This window comes from Flexivirga sp. YIM B11880, assembly GCF_058148645.1.
Window position 1 is genome coordinate 717,035 of the sequence record NZ_JBMAMH010000001.1, and the last position, 23,652, is coordinate 740,686.

Genomic DNA, 23,652 nt, shown 5'->3' on the forward strand with positions numbered 1-23,652 from the left:
ACAGAAGGTGAGCTTTTCATGAGTTCGACATCGAACGAGTCCGTCGTCGACCTGGCTCCTCCCACGGCCGGCGACGAGCAGGACACCGGCACGCTGTTGTGCGTCCGCAAGCTGTGGAAGGTGTTCGGGAAGCGTGCCGCCGAGGTGCCCGGCTCCGAGGAGTTGCGCAGCCTGTCCCGGCGGGAGCTGATCGAGACCACCGGGTGCACGGCAGCGGTCCGGGACGTCAGCTTCGACGTCGCCCGCGGCGAGGTCTTCGTCATCATGGGCCTCTCCGGCTCCGGCAAGTCCACCCTGATCCGATGTCTGACCCGGCTGATCGAGCCGACCGGCGGCGAGATCGACTTCGACACCCAGGATCTGCTGCGCGCCGACGCCAAGCAGCTGCGCGACCTGCGCCGCCGCCAGGTCTCCATGGTCTTCCAGCACTTCGGGCTGCTGCCGCACCGGTCGGTGCTGGACAACGTGGCCTACGGACTGGAGATCCGCGGCGCGGGCAAGGCCGAGCGGCTGGCGCGCGCCGCCGAGATGGTCGACCTGGTCGGCCTCACCGGCTACGAGAAGTCCTTCCCGCACCAGCTGTCCGGCGGCATGCAGCAGCGGGTGGGGCTGGCGCGGGCGCTCGCCGTCGACCCGCAACTGCTGCTCTTCGACGAGCCGTTCTCCGCGCTCGACCCGTTGATCCGGCGGGACATGCAGGCCGAGGTCATCCGGCTGCACCACGACATGGGCAAGACGATGGTCTTCGTCACCCACGACCTGTCCGAGGCGCTGAAGCTCGGCGACCGGATCCTCATCATGCGCGACGGCGCCGCCATCCAACTCGGCACCGGCGACGAACTGGTCGCCAACCCGGCGGACGACTACGTGCGCGACTTCGTCCGCGACGTGCCCCGGCAGGACGTGCTGACGCTGCGCTGGGTGTCGACGCCCGCCATACCCGGTGAGGACCTGTCCGGCCCGGCGCTGCCCGTGCACACGCTGCTCAAGGACGCCATCCGGCCGGTGTTCGAGTCCACCGCCCGAGTGCGGGTCATGGACGGCGACCAGCTCCTCGGCCTGGTCGGTCCCGACGAGTTGCTGCCCGTGCTGACCTCGGATCCGGCATGACGACGGTGACCGCCACCGCCCGCTCGGTGCTGCACCGCACGCGGTCCCGGTGGGCGTGGCCGATCCTGATCGCGGGCTGGCTGCTCGGGCTGGCGGCGTTCCACGACACCCTTACCCTGCCGCTCGGCGCGACCTCGACGACGACGCTGCACGACAAGCTGAACGCCTTCAACAACAACATCTCCGGCGGTCGCAACTCCAACCCGATCTTCCTCTACGGGATCAACTACCTGCAGGTCGGGATGACGCACTTCGTCGACTTCCTGCAGTCCCTGATCTCCCAGCCCGGCTTCGGCCGGCCGGCGCCGCTCATCGGCTGGTTCGGTGTGCTGGCCATCGTCGGGTTCGTCACCTGGCTGACCGCCGGATGGAAGTATGCCGTGCTCGGCGTCGCCGGGTTCTACTTCCTCGGCCTGCAGGGTCTGTGGCAGGAGAGCATGGACACGCTGGCGCTCACGCTGGCCGCGGTGCTGATCGCGGTGGTGCTCGGCATCCCGCTGGGCATCTGGATCGGCACCCATGACCGGCCGCGCCGATTCGTGCTGCCGATCCTCGACTTCATGCAGACGATGCCGAGCTTCGTCTACCTGGCGCCGCTCACCCTGCTCTTCCTCATCGGCAATGCCTCGGCGACCATCGCGACCCTCATCTTCGCGATTCCGCCGGTCATCCGGCTCACCGATCACGGGATCCGCAGCGTCTCGGAGTCGACGATCGAGGCCAGCGAGTCGCTCGGGTCCACACCCTGGCAGCGGCTGACCAAGGTGCTGCTGCCCATGTCGCGGCGGACCATCGTGCTCGGCATCAACCAGACGATGATGGCCGCCCTGTCGATGGTCACCATCGCGGCACTGATCTCCGCGCCCGGACTGGGCCAGGTGGTGATCAACGCGCTGCAGACCCTCGACGTCGGCACCGCCTTCAACGGCGGCCTGGCCATCGTGGTGCTGGCCGTCGTACTGGACCGGATCACCACCGCGGTGGGCGAACGCGCCGGCCAGCCGGCGGTCGAGCACCGGCTGTCCCGGACGCAGCGCCGGGTCGTCGAGGCGGCCGCGCTCGCGGTCACCGGGTGGGCGGTCGTCGAGTCGGCGATCTTCGTGTGGGCCAACAGCTTCCCGTCCTCACCCGACATCGGTCCGAACATCGTGAGCGCCGCGACCAACACGTCGAACTGGGTGCAGAACACCTTCTCCGGGCTCACCCAGGGCCTGCGCTCGGCGGTGACCGACGGCCTGCTGAACCCGTTGCAGGAGCTGCTCACCCGCTCGCCGTTCTGGCTGGTCATCGTGGTGCTCTGCCTCATCGCCGCCGTGATCGCCGACCGGTGGGCCGTCCTCGCGACGCTGGTCTGCCTGTTGCTGATCGTCGCGCTCGGCGTCTGGCAGGACGCCATGCAGACCCTCGCCATGACCCTGGTCGCCACGGTGCTGACGATGGTGCTCGGGCTGGTGTTCGGCGTCTGGATGGGCCGGCGACGATCGGTCGAACGCGTCCTGCGGCCGATCCTCGACGCCTTCCAGGTGATGCCCGCGTTCGTCTACCTGGTGCCGTTCCTCGCGCTCTTCGGCGCGTCCCGCTTCACCGCGATCGTCGCCGCCATGGCCTTCGCCGTGCCGGTCGCTGTCAAGGTGGTCGCCGACGGCATCCGGGGTGTGCCGGAGACCGTCGTCGAGGCCGCGACCGCCGCCGGGTCCAACACCTGGCAGCTGATCACCCAGGTCCAGTTGCCGATGGCCATGCGCTCGATCGCGCTGGCGACCAACCAGGGCCTCATCTACGTCCTCTCGATGGTCGTCGTCGGCGGCATGGTCGGCGCCGGCGCCCTCGGATACGACGTCTACAGCGGCTTCGTGCAAGCCCCCTTGTTCGGGAAGGGACTGGCCGCCGGTATGGCGATCGTCCTGCTCGGGGTGCTGCTCGACCGCATCAGCCAGGCGGCCGCCGGCCGTCTCGACCCGAGTCGCAGATGACCGGAAACCACAGCAGGGAGACAGTCATGAAGATCAGTCGGTTCCGGTTCGTCCCGGTGGCTGCGGCCGCGGCCGCGATCGCGCTGGGCGTCGCCGGGTGCGGTGGCGCCCGGGTCGGCGGGGTGAGCGGTGGCGGCGGCGGTGCCGTCGCGGGCAACTTCCGCTGCGGCCAGGTGAACCTCGCGATGAACGACTGGGTCGGTTACACCGCGGACGCCGCCGTCTACACGTATGTCGCCGAGCACGGCCTCGGCTGCTCGGTGAAGCAGACGCCGCTCGCGGAACAGGTGGCCTGGCAGGGCTTCTCGACCGGGCAGATCGACCTGGTCCTGGAGAACTGGGGCCACCCGGACCTGGTGAAGAAGTACATCACCCAGCAGAAGATCGCGGTCGACCTCGGGCCGACGGGCAACATCGGGCAGATCGGCTGGTACGTCCCGCCGTGGATGGTGAAGGCCTACCCCGGGATCCTGGACTGGCACAACCTCAACAAGTACGCGTCGATGTTCCGGACCTCCGAGTCCGGTGGCAAGGGTCAGCTGATGGACGGCGACCCGTCATACGTCACCAACGACGCGGCCCTGGTGAAGAACAACCACCTCAACTTCAAGGTGGTGTATGCCGGCAGCGAAGCGGCCCTGATCACGTCGTTCCGCCAGGCGCAGGCGCAGCACAAGCCGATGATCGGCTACTTCTACAGCCCGCAGTGGTTCCTCTCCGAGGTCGCGTTGCGCAAGGTCAGCCTGCCGCCGTACAAGACCGGCTGCGACAGCAACCCGCAGACCATCACGTGCGACTACCCGACCTACGACCTGAACAAGGTGGCGGCCGCCCGGTTCGCCAAGCAGAACCCGGCCGGGTTCCTGCTCGCCAAGGCGTTCCGCTGGACCAACAACGACCAGAACACCGTCGCGAAGTACATCGCCCAGGACAAGATGTCGCCGGCCGCGGCCGCCGAGAAGTGGGTCAAGGCCCACCCGGACATCGTGAACAGCTGGCTGCTCGGCATACCCGGCGCCAAGCAGCTCTGACCAGCTCGACCCCACAGACCAGGCGAAGGAGCCTACGCATATGCCACACCCCAAGGTTGTCGTCATCGGCGCCGGAGTCGTCGGAGCCGCACTCGCGGACGAGCTGACGGCGAAGGGCTGGACCGACGTCACCGTCGTCGACCAGGGCGACGTGCCCGCGACCGGCGGATCGTCCTCGCACGCACCCGGTCTGGTCTTCCAGGCCAGCGGCGCCAAGACCCTCACCGACCTGGCCCGCTACACCGTGGAGAAGTTCTGCGCGCTGGAGCTGGACGGCGAATCCTGCTTCTACCAGGTGGGCGGTCTGGAGGTCGCCACGACGCCGGAACGGCTGCGCGAGATCCAGCGGCGGCACGGCTGGCTGCAGTCCTGGGGCATCGAGGCCGAGCTGCTCGACGCCGAGCAGACCGCGAAGCGGCACCCGCTGCTCGACCCCGCACTCGTGTTGGGCGGCCTGTTCGTCGCCACCGACGGCCTCGCCCGTGCGGTCAACGCCGTGCAGGCGCAGCTCGAGCGGGCGACGAGCCGCGGCGCGACCGTGCTGCCCCGGCACGAGGTGCTCGACGTGCGCGTCGAGGACGGTGCGGTCCGCGCGGTGGTGACCGACCAGGGTGAGCTGCCGGCCGACATCGTGGTGTGCTGCGCCGGCATCTGGGGTCCGAAGGTGGCGGCGCTGGTCGGTCTCGACCTGCCGCTCACCCCGCTCGCGCACCAGCTGGCCTGGACCGGCCCGGTGCCCGCGCTCGCCGGCGCGACCGCCGAGGCCACCCTGCCGATCCTGCGGCACCAGGGACAGGACCTCTACTACCGGGAGAAGTTCGACCGGATCGGCATCGGCTACTACGGCCACCGGGCGATGCCGATCGACGCCCGGAAGATCGCCGCGATCGACGCGGCACCGGTGATGCCCTCGGTCCTCGAGTTCACGCCTGAGGACTTCGCGCCGGCGTGGCAGGCCACCCAGGAGCTGCTGCCGGCCATGCGGGAGGCCGAGATCGAGTCCGGCATCAACGGGCTGTTCTCCTTCACCACCGACAACATGCCGCTGATCGGCGAGTCGCCGGACGTGTCCGGGTTCTGGGTCGCCGAGGCGGTCTGGGTCACCCACTCGGCCGGTGTCGGCCGGGCCGTCGCGGAGGTGCTGGTCGACGGCTGCAGCACCAGCTTCGACCTGCACGGCTGCGAGCTGTCGCGCTTCGAACCGCACCAGCTGGCCCCGGACTACGTGCTGGCTCGGGACTGCCGCAACTTCGACGAGGTCTACGACATACTGCACCCGCTGCAGCCGCCGACCGACCTGCGGCCGATCCGGGTGTCGCCCTTCTACCGCCGGCAGGTCGAGCTCGGTGCCGAGTTCCTGGAAGCCGTCGGCTGGGAACGACCGCAGTGGTATGACGCCAACAAGGACCTGCTCGAGGACCACGAGGCACCGCAGCTGGACGACTGGGCCGGCGCGTTCTGGTCGCCCATCGTCGCGGCCGAGGCGCAGGTGACCCGCGAGCGGGTCGCGATGTACGACATGACCGCGCTGAAACGGCTGGAGGTGTCCGGCCCGGGTGCGACCGAGTTCCTGCAGGGCATGGTCACGGCGAACATCGCCAAGTCGGTGGGTGGCGTGACCTACTGCCTGATGCTCAACCCGGACGGCGGCATCCGCAGCGACGTCACCGTGGCGCGGCTCGGCCGGGAGCACTACCAGGTCGGCGCCAACGGGAACGCCGACCTGGACTGGCTGCGCCGGCACCTGCCCGCCGACAGCGCGGTCCAGGTCCGCGACATCACCGCCGGCACCTGCTGCATCGGCCTCTGGGGACCGGCGGCGCGCGACGTGCTGCAACCGCTCACCTCGGCCGACCTCGGCAAGGACGGGCTGAAGTACTTCCGCGGTGCCTCCTTCTACGTCGGCACCGTGCCGGTCACCGCGCTCCGGCTGTCGTATGTCGGTGAGCTGGGCTGGGAGCTCTACACCACCGCCGATCACGGCGAACGGCTCTGGGACCTGCTCTGGGAGGCGGGCCGCGAGCACGGCATCATCGCCGCCGGACGGGGCGCGTTCAACGGGCTCCGGCTGGAGAAGGGCTACCGCTCGTACGGCGCCGACATGACCGCCGAGCACGACCCGTTCGAGGCCGGAGTCGGTTTCGCCGTGAAACTGGACAGGGACTTCATCGGCCGGGACGCGTTGGTGCGCCGCCAGCAGAACGTGACCCGCAAGCTGGTCTGCCTGGTGCTCGACGAGCCGGGCACCGTCGCGATGGGCAGCGAGCCGGTGCTCTCCGGCGGGCGCCCGGTGGGCTATGTGACGAGTGCGTCATACGGCTACACCGTCGGTGCCGGGGTCGCGTACGCCTGGGTCCCGGCCGAGCTCGCCGAGGTCGGCACCCAGCTGGAGATCGGCTATTTCGATCGCCGGCTCCCGGCCACCGTGGCGGCCGAACCGCTCGTCGACCCCGGCATGGAGCGGCTACGGGGCTGACCGGACGTGCCGCCGGCGGGCGGGACGGGTCAGGGCCGCAGGTAGCCCAATCGGGCGCTCGCGGCCCGGCCCGCCTCCTGGACGGTCTCGATGATCTCCGGCAGCCGGTCGTCCTCGAACCGGTAGGAGGGCCCGGACACCGAGATCGCCGCGACGACGTCCCCGGTGTGGTCGCGCACCGGGACGGCAACGGCGCGCAGGCCGAGCTCGTATTCGTCCTCGGTCTGCGCCCAGCCGCGTTCGGCGGCCTCCTTCAGCTGCGCCTCCAGCACCGCGCCGTCGGTGATCGTGTGGTCGGTGTATGCCGTGAGGTCGCGCAGCAGCGGCGCACGCTCCTCGGGTGCCAGCGCCGCCAGCAGCACCTTGCCGCTGGACGTCGCGTGCGCGGGGGTCAGTTCACCGATCCAGTTGTGCGCCGCGACGGCCGAGCCACCGATGGACTGTCCGACGTTGACGACGATGTGGTCGCGCAGGACGGCGACGTTGACGGTTTCGCCGAGCCGCTCGGCGAGGTCGTCCATCACCGGCCGGGCCTGCCGCACCAGGTCCATCTGACCGGTGACGGCGCTCGCCAGCCGCTGGATGCCGAACCCGAGCTCGTAGTGGCCCCGCGATTCGGCCTGGCGGACCAGGTCGTGCTCCTCGAGCGCGGCGAGCAGGCGGAAGGCGGTCGACTTGTGCACGCCGATCTGTTCGGCGACCTCGCTGACGCCGGCACCCCCTGTAGCGGCCAGGATCTTCATGGCGCGGATGGCGCGATCCACGGACTGCACGCCCCCGAGGGTGCTGCGGGCCTTGCCGCCGCGAGCCGCCGTGCCGGTGTCCGGTCGATCATCGTTGTTGGACGGCCGTTCGTTGCTCATGACGCAACCGTACCTGATACTGCGCTGAACGCCCTGGGGATGCTCGATAAGTTGCGTATTACGAAGACTAGTGCACATGACGCAATTGCTGTTACCGTGAGGTGCAGCAGGTGACGCAGACCACATCGATGGCGTTGGGAGTACACATGGACGAGCGGTTCGACTACGTGATCGTTGGCGGCGGCTCGGCGGGCTGTGTCCTGGCCAACCGGCTCTCCGCCGACCCGGAGAACCGCGTGCTGGTCCTCGAGGCAGGTCGTCCCGACTCGCTCTGGGACGTGTTCATCCACATGCCGGCGGCGCTGACCTTCCCGATCGGCAGCCGCTTCTACGACTGGAAGTACGAGTCGGAGCCGGAGCCGCACATGGGCGGCCGGCGCGTCTACCACGCCCGGGGCAAGGTGCTGGGCGGCAGCAGCAGCATCAACGGGATGATCTTCCAGCGCGGCAACCCCATGGACTACGAGCGCTGGGCAACGGTGCCGGGCCTGGAGGAGTGGGACTACGCGCACTGTCTGCCCTACTTCAAGCGGATGGAGAACGCCACCGCCGCTGCCCCGGACGACCCGTGGCGCGGCCACGACGGACCGCTGGTGCTGGAGCGCGGACCGGCGAAGAACCCGCTCTTCGAGGCGTTCTTCGCCGCGGCGGAGCAGGCCGGCTATCCGCGGACCGAGGACGTGAACGGCTACCGGCAGGAGGGGTTCGGCAAGTTCGACCGCAACATCAGCCGCGGCCGCCGGCTGTCCGCGGCGCGTGCCTACCTGCACCCGGTCGAGAGCCGACCCAACCTGGAGGTCCGCACCGGCGCCCTGACGACGGGCATCCGGTTCGAGGGCAAGCGGGCCGTCGGGGTGACCTACGACCAGGGCCGCAAGCGCGGTCAGTCGGTGGACGCGGGCACGGTGATCCTCTGCGGCGGCGCGATCAACTCGCCGCAGCTGCTGCAGCTGTCCGGCGTGGGTCGGGCCGAGGAGTTGCGGACGCTCGGCATACCGGTGGTCCATGACCTGCCGGGCGTCGGCGAGAACCTCCAGGACCACCTCGAGGTCTACATCCAGCACGCCGCCAAGCAGCCGGTCACCATGCAGCGCTACCTCAAGCACCGCTACAAGCCGTGGATCGGCGCCCAGTGGCTCTTCGGCCGGCGCGGTCCCGGCGCGACCAACCACTTCGAGGGCGGCGGCTTCGCCCGCAGCAACGACGACGTCGCCTACCCCAACCTGATGTTCCACTTCCTGCCGATCGCGGTGCGGTATGACGGGTCGTCGCCCGAGGGCGGCGAGGGCTACCAGGTGCACATCGGGCCGATGTACTCCGACGCGGTCGGCTCGGTGAAGATCACCTCCCGCGACCCGCGGCGCAAGCCGGCGCTGCGGTTCAACTACCTGTCGACCGAGCAGGACCGGCGCGAGTGGGTGGAGGCCGTTCGGGTCGCCCGGGACATCCTGGGCCGGCCGGCGCTCGCGCCATACAGTGCCGGCGAGATCTCGCCGGGGCCCGAGGTCGAGACCGACGAGCAGATTCTCGACTGGGTCGCCAAGGACGCCGAGACCGCCCTGCACCCGTCCTGCTCGCTGCGGATGGGCACCGACGAGAACGCCGTGGTCGACCCGGCCACGATGGCGGTCCACGGCCTCGACGGCATCCACGTCGTCGACGCCTCCGTGATGCCCTACGTCACCAACGGCAACATCTACGCCCCGGTGATGATGCTCGCCGAGAAGGCCGCCGATCTCATCCTCGGCAACGAGCCGCTGGCCGCCGAGCACCTCCCGTTCTACCGGCACGGCGCCGGCATGGACCTCAACCCGCCATCCACTCTGACTTCTGTGAGGTGATCCAGATGCTCTCCGTCTGTCCGCTGTCCGAGCTCGCTCCCGGCGACGCTGTCCGTGTGCCGGTCAACCCGCCCATCGCGGTCTTCCACACCGAGGAGGGCGAGCTCTACGCGATCGACGACACCTGCACGCACCAGGATGCCTCGCTGGCCGACGGCTGGGTCGAGGGCTGCGAGGTCGAATGCCCTTTGCACGCATCCCGATTCGACCTTCGCACCGGTGCCGTCGACGCGCCCCCCGCGAAGCACCCGGTCCGCGCCCACCGGGTCGAGGTGTCCGACGGGATGATCCAGGTGGAGCTGTCCACCGCCGTCCCCGTGCTGCCTCCCGGCGTCCCCGGATACGACGCTCATGCGTGACATCACGATCGTCGGTGCCTCGCTCGCCGGCCTGTCCACCGCGCGGGCGCTCCGCGCCGAGGGGTATGACGGGCGCATCACGCTGATCGGCGACGAGCCGCACCGCCCCTACGACCGGCCGCCGCTGTCCAAGGCGTTCCTCGCCGGCACCTGCACCGAGGCGGACCTCGCGCTGGAGGAGGCCGACGAACGACTCGACCTGGTGGAGCTGCTCGGCCGGCGAGCCGTTGCGCTGCGCCCGGACCGGGTCGTCGAGCTGGACGACGGGACCCGGGTGCCCGGCGACGCGGTCGTCCTCGCCACCGGGGCGCGGGCGCGCCGGCTGCCGTGGGGCGAACACCTCGCCGGTGTGCACGTGCTGCGGACCCTGGACGACTCCCGCGCGCTGCGCGCGGAGCTGCTGCCGGGAGCTCGGCTCGTGGTGGTCGGCGCCGGATTCATCGGCGCCGAGGTTGCCTCGACGGCCAGCACGCTCGGCCTCGACGTCACCGTCCTGGAGGCGGCACCCACCCCGCTCGCCGGACCGCTCGGCGCGCAGCTCGGCGCGGTGCTGGCCGGCCTGCACCAACGCGCCGGTGTCACCCTGCGGACCGGCGTCGCGCCGGTCGGCTTCGAGGGGGAGCAGCGCGTCTCGGCGGTGCGACTCGCGGACGGCACTTCGGTGGCCGCGGATGTGGTGGTCGTCGGTGTCGGCGCGGCGCCGAATGTCGAGTGGCTCGAGGACTCGCCGCTGACCCTGGCGAACGGCGTCGCCTGCGACGAACACGGCGCGACGAGCGTGCCGGGGGTTTTCGCGGTCGGCGACTGCGCCGCCTGGCACGACCCGTCCTCGGGCAGCCCGCGCCGGGTCGAGCACTGGACCGGCGCGCTGGAACGCCCGACGATCGTGGCGCAACGGCTGTTGCACGGCCGGGCGCACGGCTCGCCGCGGCCGGTCTACTTCTGGTCCGACCAGTACGGCGCTCGCATCCAGTTCGCCGGTTCGATCGCCGGCCACGACGCCGTGACGGTCGAGGACGGCGACCTCGAGGAGCTGCGGTTTCTCGCGACATACCGGCGCGACGGCGAGGTGATCGGCGTCCTCGGTGTCGACAGCGTGCGGCAGTTCACCCGCTGGCGCCGGCAGCTGACCCCCTTGGCCCAGCCAGCCTGAGCGAGCGCAGCGAGCGACCAACACGACTCAGGGCGAATGCCGCAGCCCGACGAAGGAGGGCAACGGCATGAGCGCCTCCGACGAAGCATCCAGCCATTTCCCGTCGACGACAGTTCGTCGACCCAACTCACCTAGGAGCGACGTGACCACGACGACCCAGCCCGGATCGACCCCGGACCTCACCGACGGCACGCAGGGGAGCCTGCTGCGGACGCTGCCCGGCAGCACCTATGTCGACCCCGAGTTCTTCGCCACCGAGCAGGAGCGCATCTTCGAGCAGCTGTGGTTCTGCGCGGCACGCGGGGCCGACCTCACCGGCCCCGGCTCCTTCCGGACCGTGCAGATCGGCCGGGAGAGCGTGCTGCTGACCCGCAACCGCAAGGGCGAGGCCAAGGCGTTCTTCAACATCTGCCGGCACCGCGGTGCGAAGCTGTGCACCGAGGACTCCGGCGAGGTGAAGCGGGCCTTCCAGTGCCCCTACCACGCGTGGACCTACGACCTCGACGGCAAGCTGATCGCCGCGCCCAACCTGACCAAGATGCCCGACATCGACCGGGTCGAGTACGGCCTGCGCCGGATCGCGGTGCGCGAGTGGCTCGGGTACGTCTGGGTCTGCCTGGCCGACGAACCGCCGTCGTTCGAGGAGACCGCCATGCAAGAGGTGATCGACCGGCTCGGCGACCTGGAGTCGATCGAGCACTACGGCCTGGAGAACCTGCAACTCGGCCGGCGTATCACCTACGACGTGCGCGCCAACTGGAAGCTCATCATCGAGAACTTCCTGGAGTGCTACCACTGCGCGACCATCCACCCGGAGCTCACCGAGGTGCTGCCGGAGTTCGCGGACGGGTATGCCGCCCAGTACTTCGTGGGTCACGGCGCCGAGTTCGGTTCGGACGTCCAGGGTTTCACCGTCGACGGGTCCAGCGGCGTGGAGCGGATCGCCGGTATCGGGGAGGACCAGGACCGTCGCTACTACGCGATCACCATCCGGCCGCAGGTCTTCGTCAACCTGGTGCCCGACCACGTGATCTTCCACCGGATGTACCCCCTGTCCGCCGACCACACGATCGTGGAGTGCGACTGGCTGTTCATGCCGGGCGTGGTCGAGTCGGGCGTCGACACCGACGCCTCCGTGGAGCTCTTCCACCGGGTCAACCAGCAGGACTTCGAGGCGTGTGAGCGCTGCCAGCCGGCGATGTCGTCGCGCCAGTATGCCGAGGGCGGCGTGCTGGTGCCGAGCGAGCACCACATCCGCGCCTTCCACGACTGGGTGCTCGACAAGGTCGGCGACCCGCAGTGACCCTGGAGCTCGCCGAGCCGCCGGTCCGCGCCGTCCGGATCGACGGCCAGGCGGTCGCCGCCCAGATCAAGCAGGACCTCGCCGAGCGGGTGGCCCTGCTGCACATCCAGGACGTCCGTCCCGGGCTGGGCACCATCCTGGTCGGTGACGACCCGGCCAGTCACAGCTACGTCGCGGCCAAGCACCGCGACTGCCGGCAGCTCGGCATCGCCTCGTTGCGGGTCGAGCTGCCGGCGACGGCCACCCAGGACGAGCTCGAGGACGCGATCCAGGGGCTCAACGACGATCCGGCGTGCACCGGGTTCATCGTCCAGCTGCCGCTGCCGGACCACCTGGACATGCACCGCGCTCTCTCGCTGGTCGACCCGGCCAAGGACGCGGACGGCCTGCACCCGAGCAACCTCGGCAAGCTGGTGCTGGGGATGCCGGCGCCGCAGCCGTGCACCCCGCGCGGCATCGTGGAGCTGTTGCGCCGGGACGGGGTCGTGCTGGAGGGTGCGCGTGTCTGCATCGTCGGCTGCGGGCTGACCGTCGGCCGGCCGCTGGCGATGATGCTGACCAGCCCGGCGGTCAACGCCACGGTCTACTCGTGCAACGAGGCGACCGCCGATCTGCCGGCGCACACAGTGAGCGCGGACATCGTGGTGGCCGCCGCCGGCGTCGCGCACCTGGTCCGGCCGGACTGGATCCGGCCGGGCGCGACCGTCCTGTCGGTGGGACTGACCCGGACGGTCGAAGGCGTGCTCGGTGACGTCCACCCGGATGTGGCGTCGGTGGCCGGGCGGCTCACGCCCACGACCGGCGGCGTCGGCCCGATGACCCGGGCGATGCTGCTGTCCAACGTCGTGGAGATCGCCGAGTCGAGCGGCGCGGCAGCGTCCTGACCGCGCTCGTCCGGACTTGTATTTCATTCACTCACAAAGGAGTTCGTCGTATGCCGTCAACCGTCAAGGGTGTCATCGCTCGCGCCAAGGGTGCGCCGGTCGAGCTGGTGGACATCGTCGTCCCGGACCCGGGACCTGGTGAGGTCATCGTCCGGGTCGAGGCCTGCGGGGTCTGCCACACCGACCTGCACTACCGAGAGGGCGGGATCAACGACGAGTTCCCGTTCCTGCTCGGCCACGAGGCAGCCGGCACGGTGGCGACCGTCGGCGAGGGAGTCACCGACGTAGCCCCCGGCGACTTCGTCATCCTCAACTGGCGGGCGGTCTGCGGTCAGTGCCGCGCCTGTGCGAAGGGCAAGCCGTGGTACTGCTTCGCCACGCACAACGCCGCGCAGAAGATGACGCTCACCGACGGCACGGAGCTGAGCCCGGCGCTCGGCATCGGTGCCTTCGCCGAGAAGACGCTGGTCGCCGCCGGCCAGTGCACCAAGGTCGACCGGGACGCATCGGCGGCCGCGGTCGGCCTGCTCGGCTGCGGGGTGATGGCCGGCTTCGGGGCGGCCGTCAACACCGGTGGCGTCGGGCGCGGTGACAGCATCGCCGTGATCGGCTGTGGCGGAGTCGGCGACGCGGCGATCGCCGGGGCGGTCGTCGCCGGCGCCACGACGATCATCGCGGTCGACGTGGACGACCGGAAGCTGGACACGGCGCGGGAGTTCGGCGCCACGCACACGATCAACTCCCGGTCGACCGACCCGGTCGAGGAGATCCGCCGGCTGACCGGAGGACACGGCGCGGACGTCGTCGTCGACGCCGTCGGCCGGCCGGAGACCTACCGGCAGGCGTTCTACGCGCGGGATCTGGCCGGCACCGTCGTGTTGGTCGGCGTGCCCGACCCGGTCGCGACGGTGGAGCTGCCGTTGATCGAGCTGTTCGGCCGGGGCGGCGCGCTCAAGTCCAGCTGGTATGGCGACTGCCTCCCGTCGCGCGACTTCCCGATGCTCGTCGACCTCTACCGCCAGGGCCGGTTCGACCTGGACCGGTTCGTCACCGAGCGGATCGGCATCGGCGACGTGGAAGCGGCGTTCGACAAGATGCACTCGGGGGACGTGCTGCGTTCGGTCGTCATCCTCGACGAGGCGACGGCGGACTGAGCGGGCGCGGCGTCAGACGCGGGCGTAGCGCACTCGCAGCAGCATGTAGACACCGAAGGTCGCGATGCCGAGGCCCATCAGGGTGAGCAGCACCTGCCCGCCGACCGCGTGCCGGAGGGTCAGCAGTGCACCGTCCAGGCCGCTGGCGTCGGAGGACCGGTGCTGCACAGCGGCGATCACGAACAGGACGCCGACGATGCCGAGCGCGACGCCCTTGGCGACATACCCGATCCGGCCGATCCAGGTGACCGGCCGGCCCGGGTCCTCGCGCAGGTCCTTCAGGAAGCGCTCCCGCACGCCCTTGTAGGCGTGGTAGATGCCGATCGCGAGGATCACCAGGCCGACGATCGCGATCAGCCAGCGGCCGCCGGGGTGCTTCATCACCGTGGCGCTCAGGTCGGTGGACCGGTGCGCGCTCGACTTGCCCTTGTTCCGGGCGAACGAGAACGCCGTCCACGCCATCACCAGGTAGACGACGGCCAGCGCCACGCACTTGAAGCGGTCGACGATGCCGTCCTGACGGCCCTCCCCGAGGACCGCCAGGGACAGCTGCCACAGGGCGAGGGCGACGAAGCCGATGACGAACACGATGAGCAGCGCCTTGCCGGCCGGGTGCTGCGCGAGCGTCGCCAACGCGCCGGACTGGTCGGTTTCCTTGCTCGCCTTGCCGAAGGCGACGCGCACCGCCAGGTAACCGATCAACAGGTGGAGCACTCCGCTCGCGGCGAATCCGGCCCGAGCTCCGACGTCGAGCGCGGTGCTGTGCCTGATCTGCCGGGCGCCGTCCCGTGCCTCGTCAATGCTCACGATGGGGGCAAACGTACCCCGCCGCGGGGCGCGGCACACCCTTGTTGCGCTCGGTCAGTGGCCGGTGAGGAGCGACAGCGCTTTTCCGAGTTTCGCCGGCCGGCCGGTCAGCCGTTCCTCGCGGTCGGCCCACGCCGCCACCTGCAGGCCGGCGTTGATCCCGAGCCAGCGGAACGGCTCCGGCTCCCACTGCTTGGAGCGGTGCTGCACCCAGGGAAGTGCGGAGATCGTGGTGCGTTGCCCGGTGACCAGCTCGGCAATGGTGCGGCCGGCGAGGTTCGTCAGGGCGACGCCGTCGCCGACGTAGCCGCCGGCCCAGCCGAGCCCGGATGCCGGGTCGAACCCCACGCTCGGTTGCCAGTCGCGCGGTATGCCGAGCGCGCCGCCCCACGCGTGGGTGAACCGAACCCCGTCGAGCACCGGGAACATCTGCCGCAGCGAGGATTTCAGCGTTGCGAAGACCTTGGGGTCCTCGTCGAACTCCGGCCGGATCCCCGACCGGAAGTGGTATGGCGCCCCGCGCCCGCCGAAGACCAGCCGGTCGTCGACGCTGCGTTGTCCGTAGACGATGACGTGCCGGTGCTCGCTGAACGTCTCGGCATCCGCGAGCCCGATCTGCGCCCATTGGTCGGCGTTCAGCGGCTCCGTCGCCACGATCAGCGAATAGACCGGTGCGACAGCGCGACTCGAGCCCGGCAGGTGCGAGGCCCAGGCCTCCGTCGCCCGAATGACGTTGGGGGCGTGGATGACCGGACCGGCCACCGTGCGCGCCATACCGCTCTCGATCGAGGCCACCGCCGTGTGCTCGACGATCCGGCCGCCCAGCCGCTCCACGGCGGCGGCGAGACCGTCCACCAGGCGGCGCGGCTGCACCCGTGCGCAGTGCGGGTTGTAGGTGGCGCCCGACGTGCCTGTCGCAGAAAGCCGTTCGGTCGCCTCCTCGCGGTCGAGCAGGACCGTTCCGAGCCCCCACTGGTCCGAGTGGGCGACCTCCTCCTCGGCACGGACGAGCTGTGCGCGGCTGCGCGCGACCACGACCGTGCCGCCCTGGCGGAACCCGCAGTCGATCCCTTCCGCCTCGACCACCCGGCCGACCTCGGCGACGCTCTCGCGGAGCGCGGCGTACTGGTCACGCGCCGCGGCCGCACCGTGCGCGACGGCGAGCACCTCGGGCGACGTCGGATAGAGCGCGGACACCCAGCCGCCGTTGCGGCCGCTCGCGCCGAAGCCGGCGTGCTCGGCCTCGACCACCAGCACGGACAGCGACGGATCAGTCCGCAGCAGATAGTAGGCCGACCAGAGGCCGGTGAAGCCGGCGCCGACGATGCACACGTCGACGGTGGTGTCGTCGGTCAGCGAGGGACGGTGGGTCGGCGGGGTGTCCTGCCACCAGAGAGGTCGGGCCGTCATACCGGTGATCCTCCCGGAGGGCACCCGTGGCTGACAAGCCGATTTGCAACGAAATCCGAAGTGAAAACCGGCATCTGAGACATACATCAGCAATTTTTGCCGCATCTCTTCACGAGAACCGTTGTCGCAGGCTAGTGTGACTGCCCACACAACCCCTGTGCCCAACCCCCCCCATGACGTGATGGGAGCCGACGGATGACCAGTCAGGCCGATGAGCAGCAACACGAGACTGCGTCGGAGGTCGACACCGCAGCGATCGATCTGCGTGGTGTCGAGAAGACGTTCTTCTCGAAGAACGAGACCTTCCGGGCCGTGCAACACCTCGACCTCTCGATCGGCGAGGGCGAGTTCTTCAGCCTGCTCGGGCCGTCCGGGTGCGGCAAGACCACGACGCTGCGGATGATCGCGGGCTTCGAGGAGCCGACCGCCGGGGAGATCCTGCTGCACGGCCGCAACATGGTCGGCGTGCCGCCGTACAAGCGGGACGTGAACACGGTCTTCCAGAGCTATGCGCTCTTTCCGCACATGACGGTCGCGGAGAACGTCGCGTTCGGTCTGGAGCGCAAGCGGATCGACAAGGCGGAGGTACGCGCCCGGGTCGCCGAGATGCTCGAGATCGTCGGCCTCGGTGAGCGCGGCAACCGGCGCCCGCAGCAGCTGTCCGGCGGTCAGCAACAGCGGGTCGCCCTCGCTCGCGCGCTGGTCAACCGGCCCAGCGCCCTGCTGCTCGACGAGCCGCTCGCGGCACTCGACCTCAAACTGCGGCAGGCCATGCAGGTGGAGCTGAAACGCATCCAGCGCGAGGTCGGCATCACCTTCGTCTTCGTCACGCACGACCAGGGCGAGGCGCTGACGATGAGCGACCGGATCGTGGTGATGAACGCCGGCCTGATCGAGCAGGTCGGCACGCCGCAGGAGCTCTACGAACGACCGAGAACCCGCTTCGTCGCGGGGTTCCTCGGCACCTCGAACATCATGGAGGGCACCGTCACGGCGTATGACGGCGGCGTCGCCCTCATCGACGCCGGCGCCGACGGCCGGGTGCTGGTGCCGACCGACAGCGCGTCCGTCGGTGAGCGGATCACGGTCAGCGTCCGGCCCGAGAAGATCGTCCTGTCGCACGCGGAGCCGCCGGCCGGCGACCGGCGGTGCAGCGTGCAGGGCACCGTCACCGAGATGGTCTACCTCGGCACGTCCAACACCTACGAGGTGCGCCTCAACGGCGGCGAGACGATCACCGTGCTGGAGCAGAACGGCTCGACCGCCGACGCGACCGCCCGCCGCGGCGACACGGTGTGGCTCAGCTGGCGGCCGCAGCACTCGCTGCACCTGGTCGGTGCGCCGGCGGCCGACGGAGGTGCGCTCGATGATGCCGGTTGAGCCGACTCCGGACCGGTCGGCGGACCTGCGCGGCCGCACCCAGCGGCGCTTCAGCCGCCGCGACCTGCTGCAGGCGGCGGCGTTGCTGGCCGGTGGCGGTCTCCTCGCGGGCTGTTCGGTGCCGGGAGCGCGGGCGAGCGCCATACCCGGCGACTACTGGGACGGCAAGCAGCCGAGCAAGTACCTGGAATGGGCCAACTGGCCGCTCTACATCGACGTGGGCAAGTCCGGCGGCAAGACGGTCCACCCCTCGCTGGTCGAATTCACCAAGCGGACGGGCATCAAGGTCAAGTACGAGGAAGTCATCCAGGACATGGACTCCTTCGTCGGCACCATCCGGCCGGTGCTGGCCTCCCACCAGCCCACCGGCTACGACCTGATGGTGCTCACCAACGGCATCTACCTGACCCAGATGCGCGAACTGAATTACCTGATCCCCTTGGACCACGCGCGCATGCCGAATTTCTTCAAGTACGCCGACAAGACGTCCAAGGACCCGACCTACGATCCGGGCAACAAATACACGGTGCCCTGGCAGTCCGGCATGACCGGCATCGCGTACAACCCGAAGTACGTCAAGCGGCCGATCACCAGTTTCGACGATCTCTTCGACCCGGCGTTCAAGGGCAAGGTCGGCATGTTCGCCGACAATCAGGACCTGCCCAACTTCGCACTCGTCGGCATCGGCGTGGATCCGGCCAAATCCACCGAGGCGGACTGGCGGCGGGCCGCCAAGAAGCTCACCCAGCAGCGGGACGAGGGTTTCGTCCGGGCCTATTACCAGCAGGACTACATTTCGCCACTGTCCAAGGGTGACCTGTGGATCACCATGGCGTGGTCCGGTGACATCTTCCAGGCCAACGCCTCCACTCCCGGACTGGACCTCAAATTCGTGGTCCCCGAGCAGGGTGCGGTCGTATGGACCGACAACCTGTGCATTCCTCGCTATTCCAGCAATCCGGTCGCGGCCATGGAGCTGATCAACTTCGTCTACCAGCCGCAGATCGCCGCGATGATCGCCGAATACGTCAACTACTTCACGCCGGTGCCGTCGGCCAAGAAATACATCCTGGCCGACGCGAAGGCGGCGACGGCAAAGGCCGACCGGGAGTCGCTGCTGGAGATCGCCGACAGTCCCCTCGTCTTCCCGACCGCGGCGATGGAGTCCAAGCTCTACCGCTATGCCACCTTGACGCCGGAGGAGGTGCCGGTATGGAACCAGATCTTCGAGCCGGTGTACGAGTCGTGAGCGACGCAATGAGCACCGACGACGTCCGGTTCAGCCCGCTGCGGGCGCGCCTCGGGCGGCTCACGGCATACTGGCTGGCGCTGCCGGGCGGACTGTGGCTGGCGATCTTCTTCGTCATACCGATGATCTATCTGCTGTCGCTGTCGCTGATGACCGGCGACTTCATCCACGGCTTCACCCAGACGTTCCACGTTTCCACCTATTGGCACACGATCAGCCTCTATCACGACCAGTTCATCCGGTCGATCATCTATGCGGTCATCGTGACGCTGCTCACCATTGCGCTGGCCTATCCGATGGCCTACTGGATCGCGATGCGCGGCGGCCGGCACAAGTCGACCTATCTGCTGATCATCCTGCTGCCGTTCTTCGTGTCCTTCGTGATCCGGACTCTGCAGTGGCAGTTCATCCTGGCCGACAACGGATTCGTGCTCGGGACCTTGAAGGACCTGCACCTGGTCGGTTCCGACTTTCACCTGCTGGCCACCCCGGTCGCGGTGATCTGCGGGCTCACCTACAACTATCTGCCGTTCATGGTGTTGCCGCTCTACGTCTCGATCGAACGGCTGGATCCGCGATTGATGGAGGCCGCGAACGACCTGTATGCCAGCAAGCTGCAGGCGCTCCTGCGGGTCGTGTTCCCACTGACGGTGCCGGGCATCTTCGCCGGCGTGCTGATGACGTTCGTGCCGGTGGCCTCCGACTTCGTCAATGCGCAACTGCTGGGTGGCGCCAGGACGACGATGATCGGCAACGTCATCTACACGCTCTATCTCACCAATAACGACTATGCCGCCGCGTCGGCGCTGTCGTTCACCCTGATGGGTGCGTTGTTGATCGGCATCTTCGCCTATGCGCGGGCGCTCGGCACCAAGGACGTGATGGAGGCGGCGGCGCTGTGACGATGACCAAGCCTGCTGCGGCCACACCGGGTGCTGTGCGGCGCAAGCCGAAACACAAGTGGACCCACTACATCCTGCCCGTCTACACCTGGGCGGTCCTGCTCTACCTGTGCCTGCCCATCTTCGTGATGATCCTGTTCGGCTTCAACGACACCAAGGGCCGCTACAACATCACCTTCCAGGGCTTCACGCTCAAGTGGTACAAGCAGCTCTTCGCGATCGACGGACTGACCAATGCGCTGATCAACTCGATCACCATCGCGGTCATCGCCACCATCGTGTCGGTGTCGATCGGCGGCGCGCTCGGGATGGCGCTCGGGCGCTATCGGTTCCGCGGCAAGGGGCCGCTGTCGCTGGTGGTTTTCGCCCAGATCGCCACGCCGGAACTGGTGCTCGGCACCTCGCTGCTCTCGCTCTTCCTGACGCTGAACATCCCGCGCGGGTACGTGACGATCCTGCTGGCGCACATCATGTTCTGCATCCCCTTCGTCGCGGTCACCGTGCAGGCACGGGTGGCGGGGCTGGACGGTTCGCTCAAGGAGGCGGCGCTCGACCTGGGCGCCACGCCGGCCGTGGCGTTCCGCAAGGTCACCCTGCCGATGATCATGCCCGGCATCCTGGCCGGTGCGCTGTTGTCCTTCGCGCTGTCGATCGACGACTTCGTGACGACCAGCTTCAACGCCGGGCAGACCGTGACCTTCCCGCTGTGGGTCTACGGTGCCTCCCGGCTCGGGATCCCGGCCCAGGTCAACGTGATGGGCACGTTGATCTTCCTGTTCGGGCTGATCCTCGCGGCATACAGCGTCCTGGCCGGGCGCCGCAAGAAGGACTGACCGGGCGCGTATGACGACGATCGACGCGCGCATCGGAGCGGCGCGCCGCGCACCGTTCTGGCTGGACACCCCTGACCGCCCGGCCGCGCGACCCCCGCTCGACGGGGACACCTCGTGCGAACTCGCCGTGGTGGGAGGCGGATTCAGCGGGCTGTGGACCGCCGTGCTGGCCAAGGAGGCCGACCCCGACCGGGACGTGGTGCTGCTCGAGGGCGGCCGGCTGGCGTGGGCAGCGACCGGCCGCAACGGTGGGTTCTGCGCCGCGAGCCTGACGCACGGCTACGACAACGGTGTCAGCCGGTTCGGCGAGACGGCGCAGGCCGAGCTGGACCGGTTGGGGCGGTCGAACCTCGACCAGATCGAGGAGGCGGTCGCGCGCTACGGCATCGACTGTCACTTCGAACGCACCGGTGAGGTGGACGTCGCGACCGAGCCCTACCAACTCGCCGACGCTGCAACGGCTTCCGACGGGGTCTATCTGGACCGGGCGGCGGTGCGGGCGGAGCTGGACTCACCCAGCTTCCTCGGCGGCGTGTGGGACAAGCAGGGCGTCGCGATGCTCGATCCGGCCCGGCTCGCGTGGGGTCTCGCCGATGTCGCCGAGCGGCTCGGGGTGCGGATCGTGGAGGGGACTGCGGTTCGCGAGCTGCGCAAGCACGATCGCGCGATCGAGTTGCGTACCGACCGCGGGACTGTGCGTGCGGAACGAGTCGCCTTGGCCACTAACGTCTTTCCGTCGTTGCTGCGCCGGCTGCGGCTGTTCTGCGTGCCCGTCTATGACCACGTGCTGGTCACCGAGCCGCTCACCGGGGAGCAACTGGCGGCCATCGGCTGGGAGCATCGGCAGGGTTTCGGGGACAGCGGCAACCAGTTCCACTACTACCGGCTGACCGCGGACAACCGGATCCTCTGGGGCGGGTATGACGCGGTCTATCACTTCGGGCGCCGGGTGAGGCCGGAGTATGACGACCGGCCCGCGACATACCGCACGCTCGCCGAGCACTTCGACGCGACGTTCCCGCAGCTGGCCGGCATCGGCTTCAGCCACCGCTGGGGCGGGGCGATCGACACGTGCACCCGGTTCTGCGCGTTCTTCGGGGCGGCACACGACCAGCGCGTGGCCTACGCGCTCGGTTACACCGGCCTGGGCGTGGGCGCCTCGCGCTTCGGTGCGCAGGTGATGCTCGACCTGCTGGACGGCGCCGACACCGAGCGCACCCGCACGCCGCTGGTGCGCACCCGGCCGCTGCCGTTCCCGCCGGAGCCATTGGCGTTCCTCGGGATCGAGGCAACGCGCCGGTCGCTGGCCCATGCCGACGCACATGCGGGCCGCCGCAACCTGTGGCTGCGCACGCTCGACCGGCTGGGCCTGGGTTTCGACTCCTGACCCGCGATCACACCATCGCCGAGGACAGCGCTTCCTCCGACGCGGCCACCGCGCGCTCACCGTGGCGCCGGCGTTCCCAGTGGGCGATGGCATCCGAGACCGATTGCAGCGCGATGTTCACCAGCATGAACAGCACGGCCCCGATCACCAGTGCCTGCAGCGAGGACTGGCTGTAATAGGCACCGATGACGGTCGTGGTGTGCAACAGCTCGAGGTATCCACCGAGCACGTACGCGAGCGCAGTTCCCTTGAAGATGATGACGAGTTGGCTGACCAGGGCGGGCAGCATCCGTCGGAACGCCTGCGGCAGCAGGAAGGTCACCATGGTGCGGCCCGGGGAGAAGCCGACCGCCGCCGCGGCCTCGGACTGGCCCCGGGGAAGTGCCTGTACGCCGGAGGCGACGAGGTCGCCGATCGACGCACCGCTGTACGCGGTCAGCGCGATGACCAGGAACCAGAAGTCGGGCAGGTCCAGGCCCCACGCCGGAAGGGTCAAGGAGGTGAAGAACAGCAACAACAGGACCGGGATGCTGTTGAAGACGGCGGTCAGTGATCCGCATGCGATGCGGATCGCTCCCGTCTGCGCGGTCAGCCCGAAGGAGAGGACGACGCCCACTCCCGTCGACAACACCATCGCCACGAGTGCAGCTGAGATGTTGTGCCAGAGGCCCGTTCCGATCAACCGCCAGACGCCCGACTGGCGGAGCGGTGCCCAGGACCGAGCGGCGAAGAAGCCCTCCGACGACAGCTTCGTCACCAGGCCCACCACGGCGGCGGCCACGATCAGGACGGCCACCCCCTCCAGGATGCGATGACGTCGCAGGGCGACCGGTCCTGGCTCGTCGAACAACTGCGGACCACTCATCGTGCGAACGCCACCTTCTTGTTGGTCAGGGTCACTCCACGCCGCAGCAGCAACCCGATCACCACATACGTGAGGGCGGCAGCGCCCAGGACGATGAACGGTTGCACCTCGGCGATCGCCACCTTGTTCGCCGTGAAGGTGAGTTCGCCGACGCCGACGACGGCTGCCACCGAGGTGTTCTTGAACGTCATGATCAGCAGATTGCCCATCGGGACCACCGTTGACGTGAACGCCTGCGGCAGCAACAGATAGCGGGTGGTCCCGATGGGTGAGAAGCCGAGTGCCCGGCTGGCCTCCAACTCGCCGGCGCTCACGTTGTTGACTCCGGACCGGAGCATTTCGGCGATGAACGGCGCGGTATAGACCATGAGCACCGCCAGCGCCGAGATGAACAACGAGAACTTGATCCCGATGAGTGGGAAGCCGAAGGCGAACGCCACCATCTGCACCGGTAGCGGAATGTTGCGGAAGACGAGGACGAATCCCGCCGCGATGAATCGTGCCGTGCGGATCGGACTGATCCGCATGGTGGCGATCAGCGCACCGAGCACCGTCGCGCCGATCCAGCCGGCGAAGATCAATTCGATCGTGAGCCACAAGCCATGGCGGAAATCCGCAAGGTGCGAGGTCAGATAATGCATGGCAAGCGCCTGTCCGTTCCTCTGCTGCGTT

General features: G+C 69.1%; 20 protein-coding genes. 15 read left to right on the forward strand and 5 right to left on the reverse strand.

What is annotated here, in order from left to right:
* Positions 1-18: 18 nt before the first annotated feature.
* The 4 genes from ACN8HC_RS03355 to ACN8HC_RS03370 are packed head-to-tail and all read left to right on the forward strand — an operon-like array spanning position 19 to position 6,590.
* A complete protein-coding gene (locus ACN8HC_RS03355; protein WP_490073444.1) occupies positions 19-1,110 on the forward strand; it encodes a quaternary amine ABC transporter ATP-binding protein in 1,092 nt (363 codons plus the stop codon).
* Positions 1,107-3,083: an ABC transporter permease gene (locus ACN8HC_RS03360; RefSeq protein ID WP_490073445.1), complete on the forward strand. Its 1,977-nt coding sequence runs from the start codon at positions 1,107-1,109 to the stop codon at positions 3,081-3,083. The genes ACN8HC_RS03355 and ACN8HC_RS03360 overlap by 4 nt, the downstream gene beginning before the upstream one ends.
* A 26-nt stretch (positions 3,084-3,109) precedes the next feature.
* Positions 3,110-4,114, forward strand: coding sequence for an ABC transporter substrate-binding protein (locus ACN8HC_RS03365; protein WP_490073446.1), 1,005 nt, complete (start codon positions 3,110-3,112; stop codon positions 4,112-4,114).
* Between the two features lie 40 nt (positions 4,115-4,154).
* Positions 4,155-6,590 carry a GcvT family protein gene (locus ACN8HC_RS03370; RefSeq protein ID WP_490073447.1) on the forward strand — a complete coding sequence of 812 codons (2,436 nt, stop codon included), beginning with the start codon at positions 4,155-4,157 and terminating at the stop codon, positions 6,588-6,590.
* A 29-nt stretch (positions 6,591-6,619) separates the two neighbouring features.
* Here ACN8HC_RS03370 and ACN8HC_RS03375 read toward each other — a convergent pair whose 3' ends face one another.
* Complete coding sequence (locus ACN8HC_RS03375; RefSeq protein WP_490073448.1) at positions 6,620-7,453, reverse strand: IclR family transcriptional regulator; 834 nt, start codon at positions 7,451-7,453, stop codon at positions 6,620-6,622.
* 146 nt (positions 7,454-7,599) lie between these two features.
* On the opposite strand from ACN8HC_RS03375, the gene betA reads away from it, so the two are divergent.
* From betA to ACN8HC_RS03405, 6 genes are all read left to right on the forward strand, one after another.
* Positions 7,600-9,294: a choline dehydrogenase gene (betA, locus tag ACN8HC_RS03380; RefSeq protein WP_490073689.1), complete on the forward strand. Its 1,695-nt coding sequence runs from the start codon at positions 7,600-7,602 to the stop codon at positions 9,292-9,294.
* Positions 9,295-9,299: 5 nt separating this feature from the next.
* Entirely contained in the window at positions 9,300-9,653 is a 354-nt protein-coding gene (locus tag ACN8HC_RS03385; protein WP_490073449.1) for a bifunctional 3-phenylpropionate/cinnamic acid dioxygenase ferredoxin subunit, read from the forward strand.
* Positions 9,646-10,806 carry an NAD(P)/FAD-dependent oxidoreductase gene (locus ACN8HC_RS03390; RefSeq protein ID WP_490073450.1) on the forward strand — a complete coding sequence of 387 codons (1,161 nt, stop codon included), beginning with the start codon at positions 9,646-9,648 and terminating at the stop codon, positions 10,804-10,806. Before ACN8HC_RS03385 ends, ACN8HC_RS03390 begins: the two co-directional genes overlap by 8 nt.
* Before the next feature lie 142 nt (positions 10,807-10,948).
* Positions 10,949-12,109, forward strand: a complete 1,161-nt coding sequence (locus tag ACN8HC_RS03395; RefSeq protein WP_490073451.1) for an aromatic ring-hydroxylating oxygenase subunit alpha — start codon at positions 10,949-10,951, stop codon at positions 12,107-12,109.
* Positions 12,106-12,993 carry a bifunctional methylenetetrahydrofolate dehydrogenase/methenyltetrahydrofolate cyclohydrolase gene (locus tag ACN8HC_RS03400; protein ID WP_490073452.1) on the forward strand — a complete coding sequence of 296 codons (888 nt, stop codon included), beginning with the start codon at positions 12,106-12,108 and terminating at the stop codon, positions 12,991-12,993. The genes ACN8HC_RS03395 and ACN8HC_RS03400 overlap by 4 nt, the downstream gene beginning before the upstream one ends.
* Before the next feature lie 50 nt (positions 12,994-13,043).
* Complete coding sequence (locus tag ACN8HC_RS03405) at positions 13,044-14,147, forward strand: S-(hydroxymethyl)mycothiol dehydrogenase (RefSeq protein WP_490073453.1); 1,104 nt, start codon at positions 13,044-13,046, stop codon at positions 14,145-14,147.
* 12 nt (positions 14,148-14,159) lie between these two features.
* Here the strand turns inward: ACN8HC_RS03405 and ACN8HC_RS03410 are convergent, their stop codons facing one another.
* A complete protein-coding gene (locus tag ACN8HC_RS03410; protein WP_490073454.1) occupies positions 14,160-14,954 on the reverse strand; it encodes a DUF1206 domain-containing protein in 795 nt (264 codons plus the stop codon).
* 54 nt (positions 14,955-15,008) lie between these two features.
* The gene (locus tag ACN8HC_RS03415) at positions 15,009-16,364 is read right to left on the reverse strand and encodes an NAD(P)/FAD-dependent oxidoreductase (RefSeq protein ID WP_490073455.1); all 1,356 of its coding nucleotides are present in this window, start codon (positions 16,362-16,364) and stop codon (positions 15,009-15,011) included.
* A gap of 195 nt (positions 16,365-16,559) precedes the next feature.
* Here ACN8HC_RS03415 and ACN8HC_RS03420 point away from each other — a divergent pair, with 195 nt between their 5' ends.
* From ACN8HC_RS03420 to ACN8HC_RS03440, 5 genes are read left to right on the forward strand one after another with little or no spacing between them, the layout of a single operon-like run.
* On the forward strand, positions 16,560-17,744 hold the full coding sequence (locus tag ACN8HC_RS03420) for an ABC transporter ATP-binding protein (protein WP_490073456.1): 1,185 nt from the start codon (positions 16,560-16,562) through the stop codon (positions 17,742-17,744).
* Complete coding sequence (locus tag ACN8HC_RS03425) at positions 17,731-18,993, forward strand: polyamine ABC transporter substrate-binding protein (RefSeq protein ID WP_490073457.1); 1,263 nt, start codon at positions 17,731-17,733, stop codon at positions 18,991-18,993. The genes ACN8HC_RS03420 and ACN8HC_RS03425 overlap by 14 nt, the downstream gene beginning before the upstream one ends.
* Positions 18,990-19,895 (forward strand): ABC transporter permease, encoded by a 906-nt coding sequence (locus ACN8HC_RS03430; protein ID WP_490073458.1) that lies wholly within the window; start codon positions 18,990-18,992, stop codon positions 19,893-19,895. Before ACN8HC_RS03425 ends, ACN8HC_RS03430 begins: the two co-directional genes overlap by 4 nt.
* 2 nt (positions 19,896-19,897) lie before the next feature.
* Complete coding sequence (locus tag ACN8HC_RS03435; protein WP_490073690.1) at positions 19,898-20,728, forward strand: ABC transporter permease; 831 nt, start codon at positions 19,898-19,900, stop codon at positions 20,726-20,728.
* 10 nt (positions 20,729-20,738) lie between these two features.
* Positions 20,739-22,115, forward strand: a complete 1,377-nt coding sequence (locus ACN8HC_RS03440) for an NAD(P)/FAD-dependent oxidoreductase (protein ID WP_490073459.1) — start codon at positions 20,739-20,741, stop codon at positions 22,113-22,115.
* Positions 22,116-22,122: 7 nt separating this feature from the next.
* On the opposite strand, the gene ACN8HC_RS03445 is transcribed toward ACN8HC_RS03440, so the two are convergent.
* Together ACN8HC_RS03445 and ACN8HC_RS03450 are read right to left on the reverse strand one after the other, a co-directional pair.
* On the reverse strand, positions 22,123-22,980 hold the full coding sequence (locus ACN8HC_RS03445; RefSeq protein ID WP_490073460.1) for an amino acid ABC transporter permease: 858 nt from the start codon (positions 22,978-22,980) through the stop codon (positions 22,123-22,125).
* Positions 22,977-23,621 carry an amino acid ABC transporter permease gene (locus ACN8HC_RS03450; protein WP_490073461.1) on the reverse strand — a complete coding sequence of 215 codons (645 nt, stop codon included), beginning with the start codon at positions 23,619-23,621 and terminating at the stop codon, positions 22,977-22,979. Before ACN8HC_RS03450 ends, ACN8HC_RS03445 begins: the two co-directional genes overlap by 4 nt.
* Positions 23,622-23,652 lie beyond the last annotated feature (31 nt).

Excerpts from the sequence above, each read along its gene's own strand:
- ACN8HC_RS03440 (WP_490073459.1), top strand. The coding sequence starts at position 20,739 with ATGACGACGATCGACGCGCGCATCGGAGCGGCGCGCCGCGCACCGTTC.
- ACN8HC_RS03390 (WP_490073450.1), top strand. The coding sequence starts at position 9,646 with ATGCGTGACATCACGATCGTCGGTGCCTCGCTCGCCGGCCTGTCCACC.
- ACN8HC_RS03445 (WP_490073460.1), bottom strand. The coding sequence starts at position 22,980 with ATGAGTGGTCCGCAGTTGTTCGACGAGCCAGGACCGGTCGCCCTGCGA.
- ACN8HC_RS03360 (WP_490073445.1), top strand. The coding sequence starts at position 1,107 with ATGACGACGGTGACCGCCACCGCCCGCTCGGTGCTGCACCGCACGCGG.
- ACN8HC_RS03450 (WP_490073461.1), bottom strand. The coding sequence starts at position 23,621 with ATGCATTATCTGACCTCGCACCTTGCGGATTTCCGCCATGGCTTGTGG.
- betA (WP_490073689.1), top strand. The coding sequence starts at position 7,600 with ATGGACGAGCGGTTCGACTACGTGATCGTTGGCGGCGGCTCGGCGGGC.
- ACN8HC_RS03435 (WP_490073690.1), top strand. The coding sequence starts at position 19,898 with ATGACCAAGCCTGCTGCGGCCACACCGGGTGCTGTGCGGCGCAAGCCG.
- ACN8HC_RS03425 (WP_490073457.1), top strand. The coding sequence starts at position 17,731 with ATGATGCCGGTTGAGCCGACTCCGGACCGGTCGGCGGACCTGCGCGGC.
- ACN8HC_RS03415 (WP_490073455.1), bottom strand. The coding sequence starts at position 16,364 with ATGACGGCCCGACCTCTCTGGTGGCAGGACACCCCGCCGACCCACCGT.
- ACN8HC_RS03405 (WP_490073453.1), top strand. The coding sequence starts at position 13,044 with ATGCCGTCAACCGTCAAGGGTGTCATCGCTCGCGCCAAGGGTGCGCCG.
- ACN8HC_RS03370 (WP_490073447.1), top strand. The coding sequence starts at position 4,155 with ATGCCACACCCCAAGGTTGTCGTCATCGGCGCCGGAGTCGTCGGAGCC.
- ACN8HC_RS03365 (WP_490073446.1), top strand. The coding sequence starts at position 3,110 with ATGAAGATCAGTCGGTTCCGGTTCGTCCCGGTGGCTGCGGCCGCGGCC.
- ACN8HC_RS03385 (WP_490073449.1), top strand. The coding sequence starts at position 9,300 with ATGCTCTCCGTCTGTCCGCTGTCCGAGCTCGCTCCCGGCGACGCTGTC.
- ACN8HC_RS03420 (WP_490073456.1), top strand. The coding sequence starts at position 16,560 with ATGACCAGTCAGGCCGATGAGCAGCAACACGAGACTGCGTCGGAGGTC.
- ACN8HC_RS03375 (WP_490073448.1), bottom strand. The coding sequence starts at position 7,453 with ATGAGCAACGAACGGCCGTCCAACAACGATGATCGACCGGACACCGGC.
- ACN8HC_RS03355 (WP_490073444.1), top strand. The coding sequence starts at position 19 with ATGAGTTCGACATCGAACGAGTCCGTCGTCGACCTGGCTCCTCCCACG.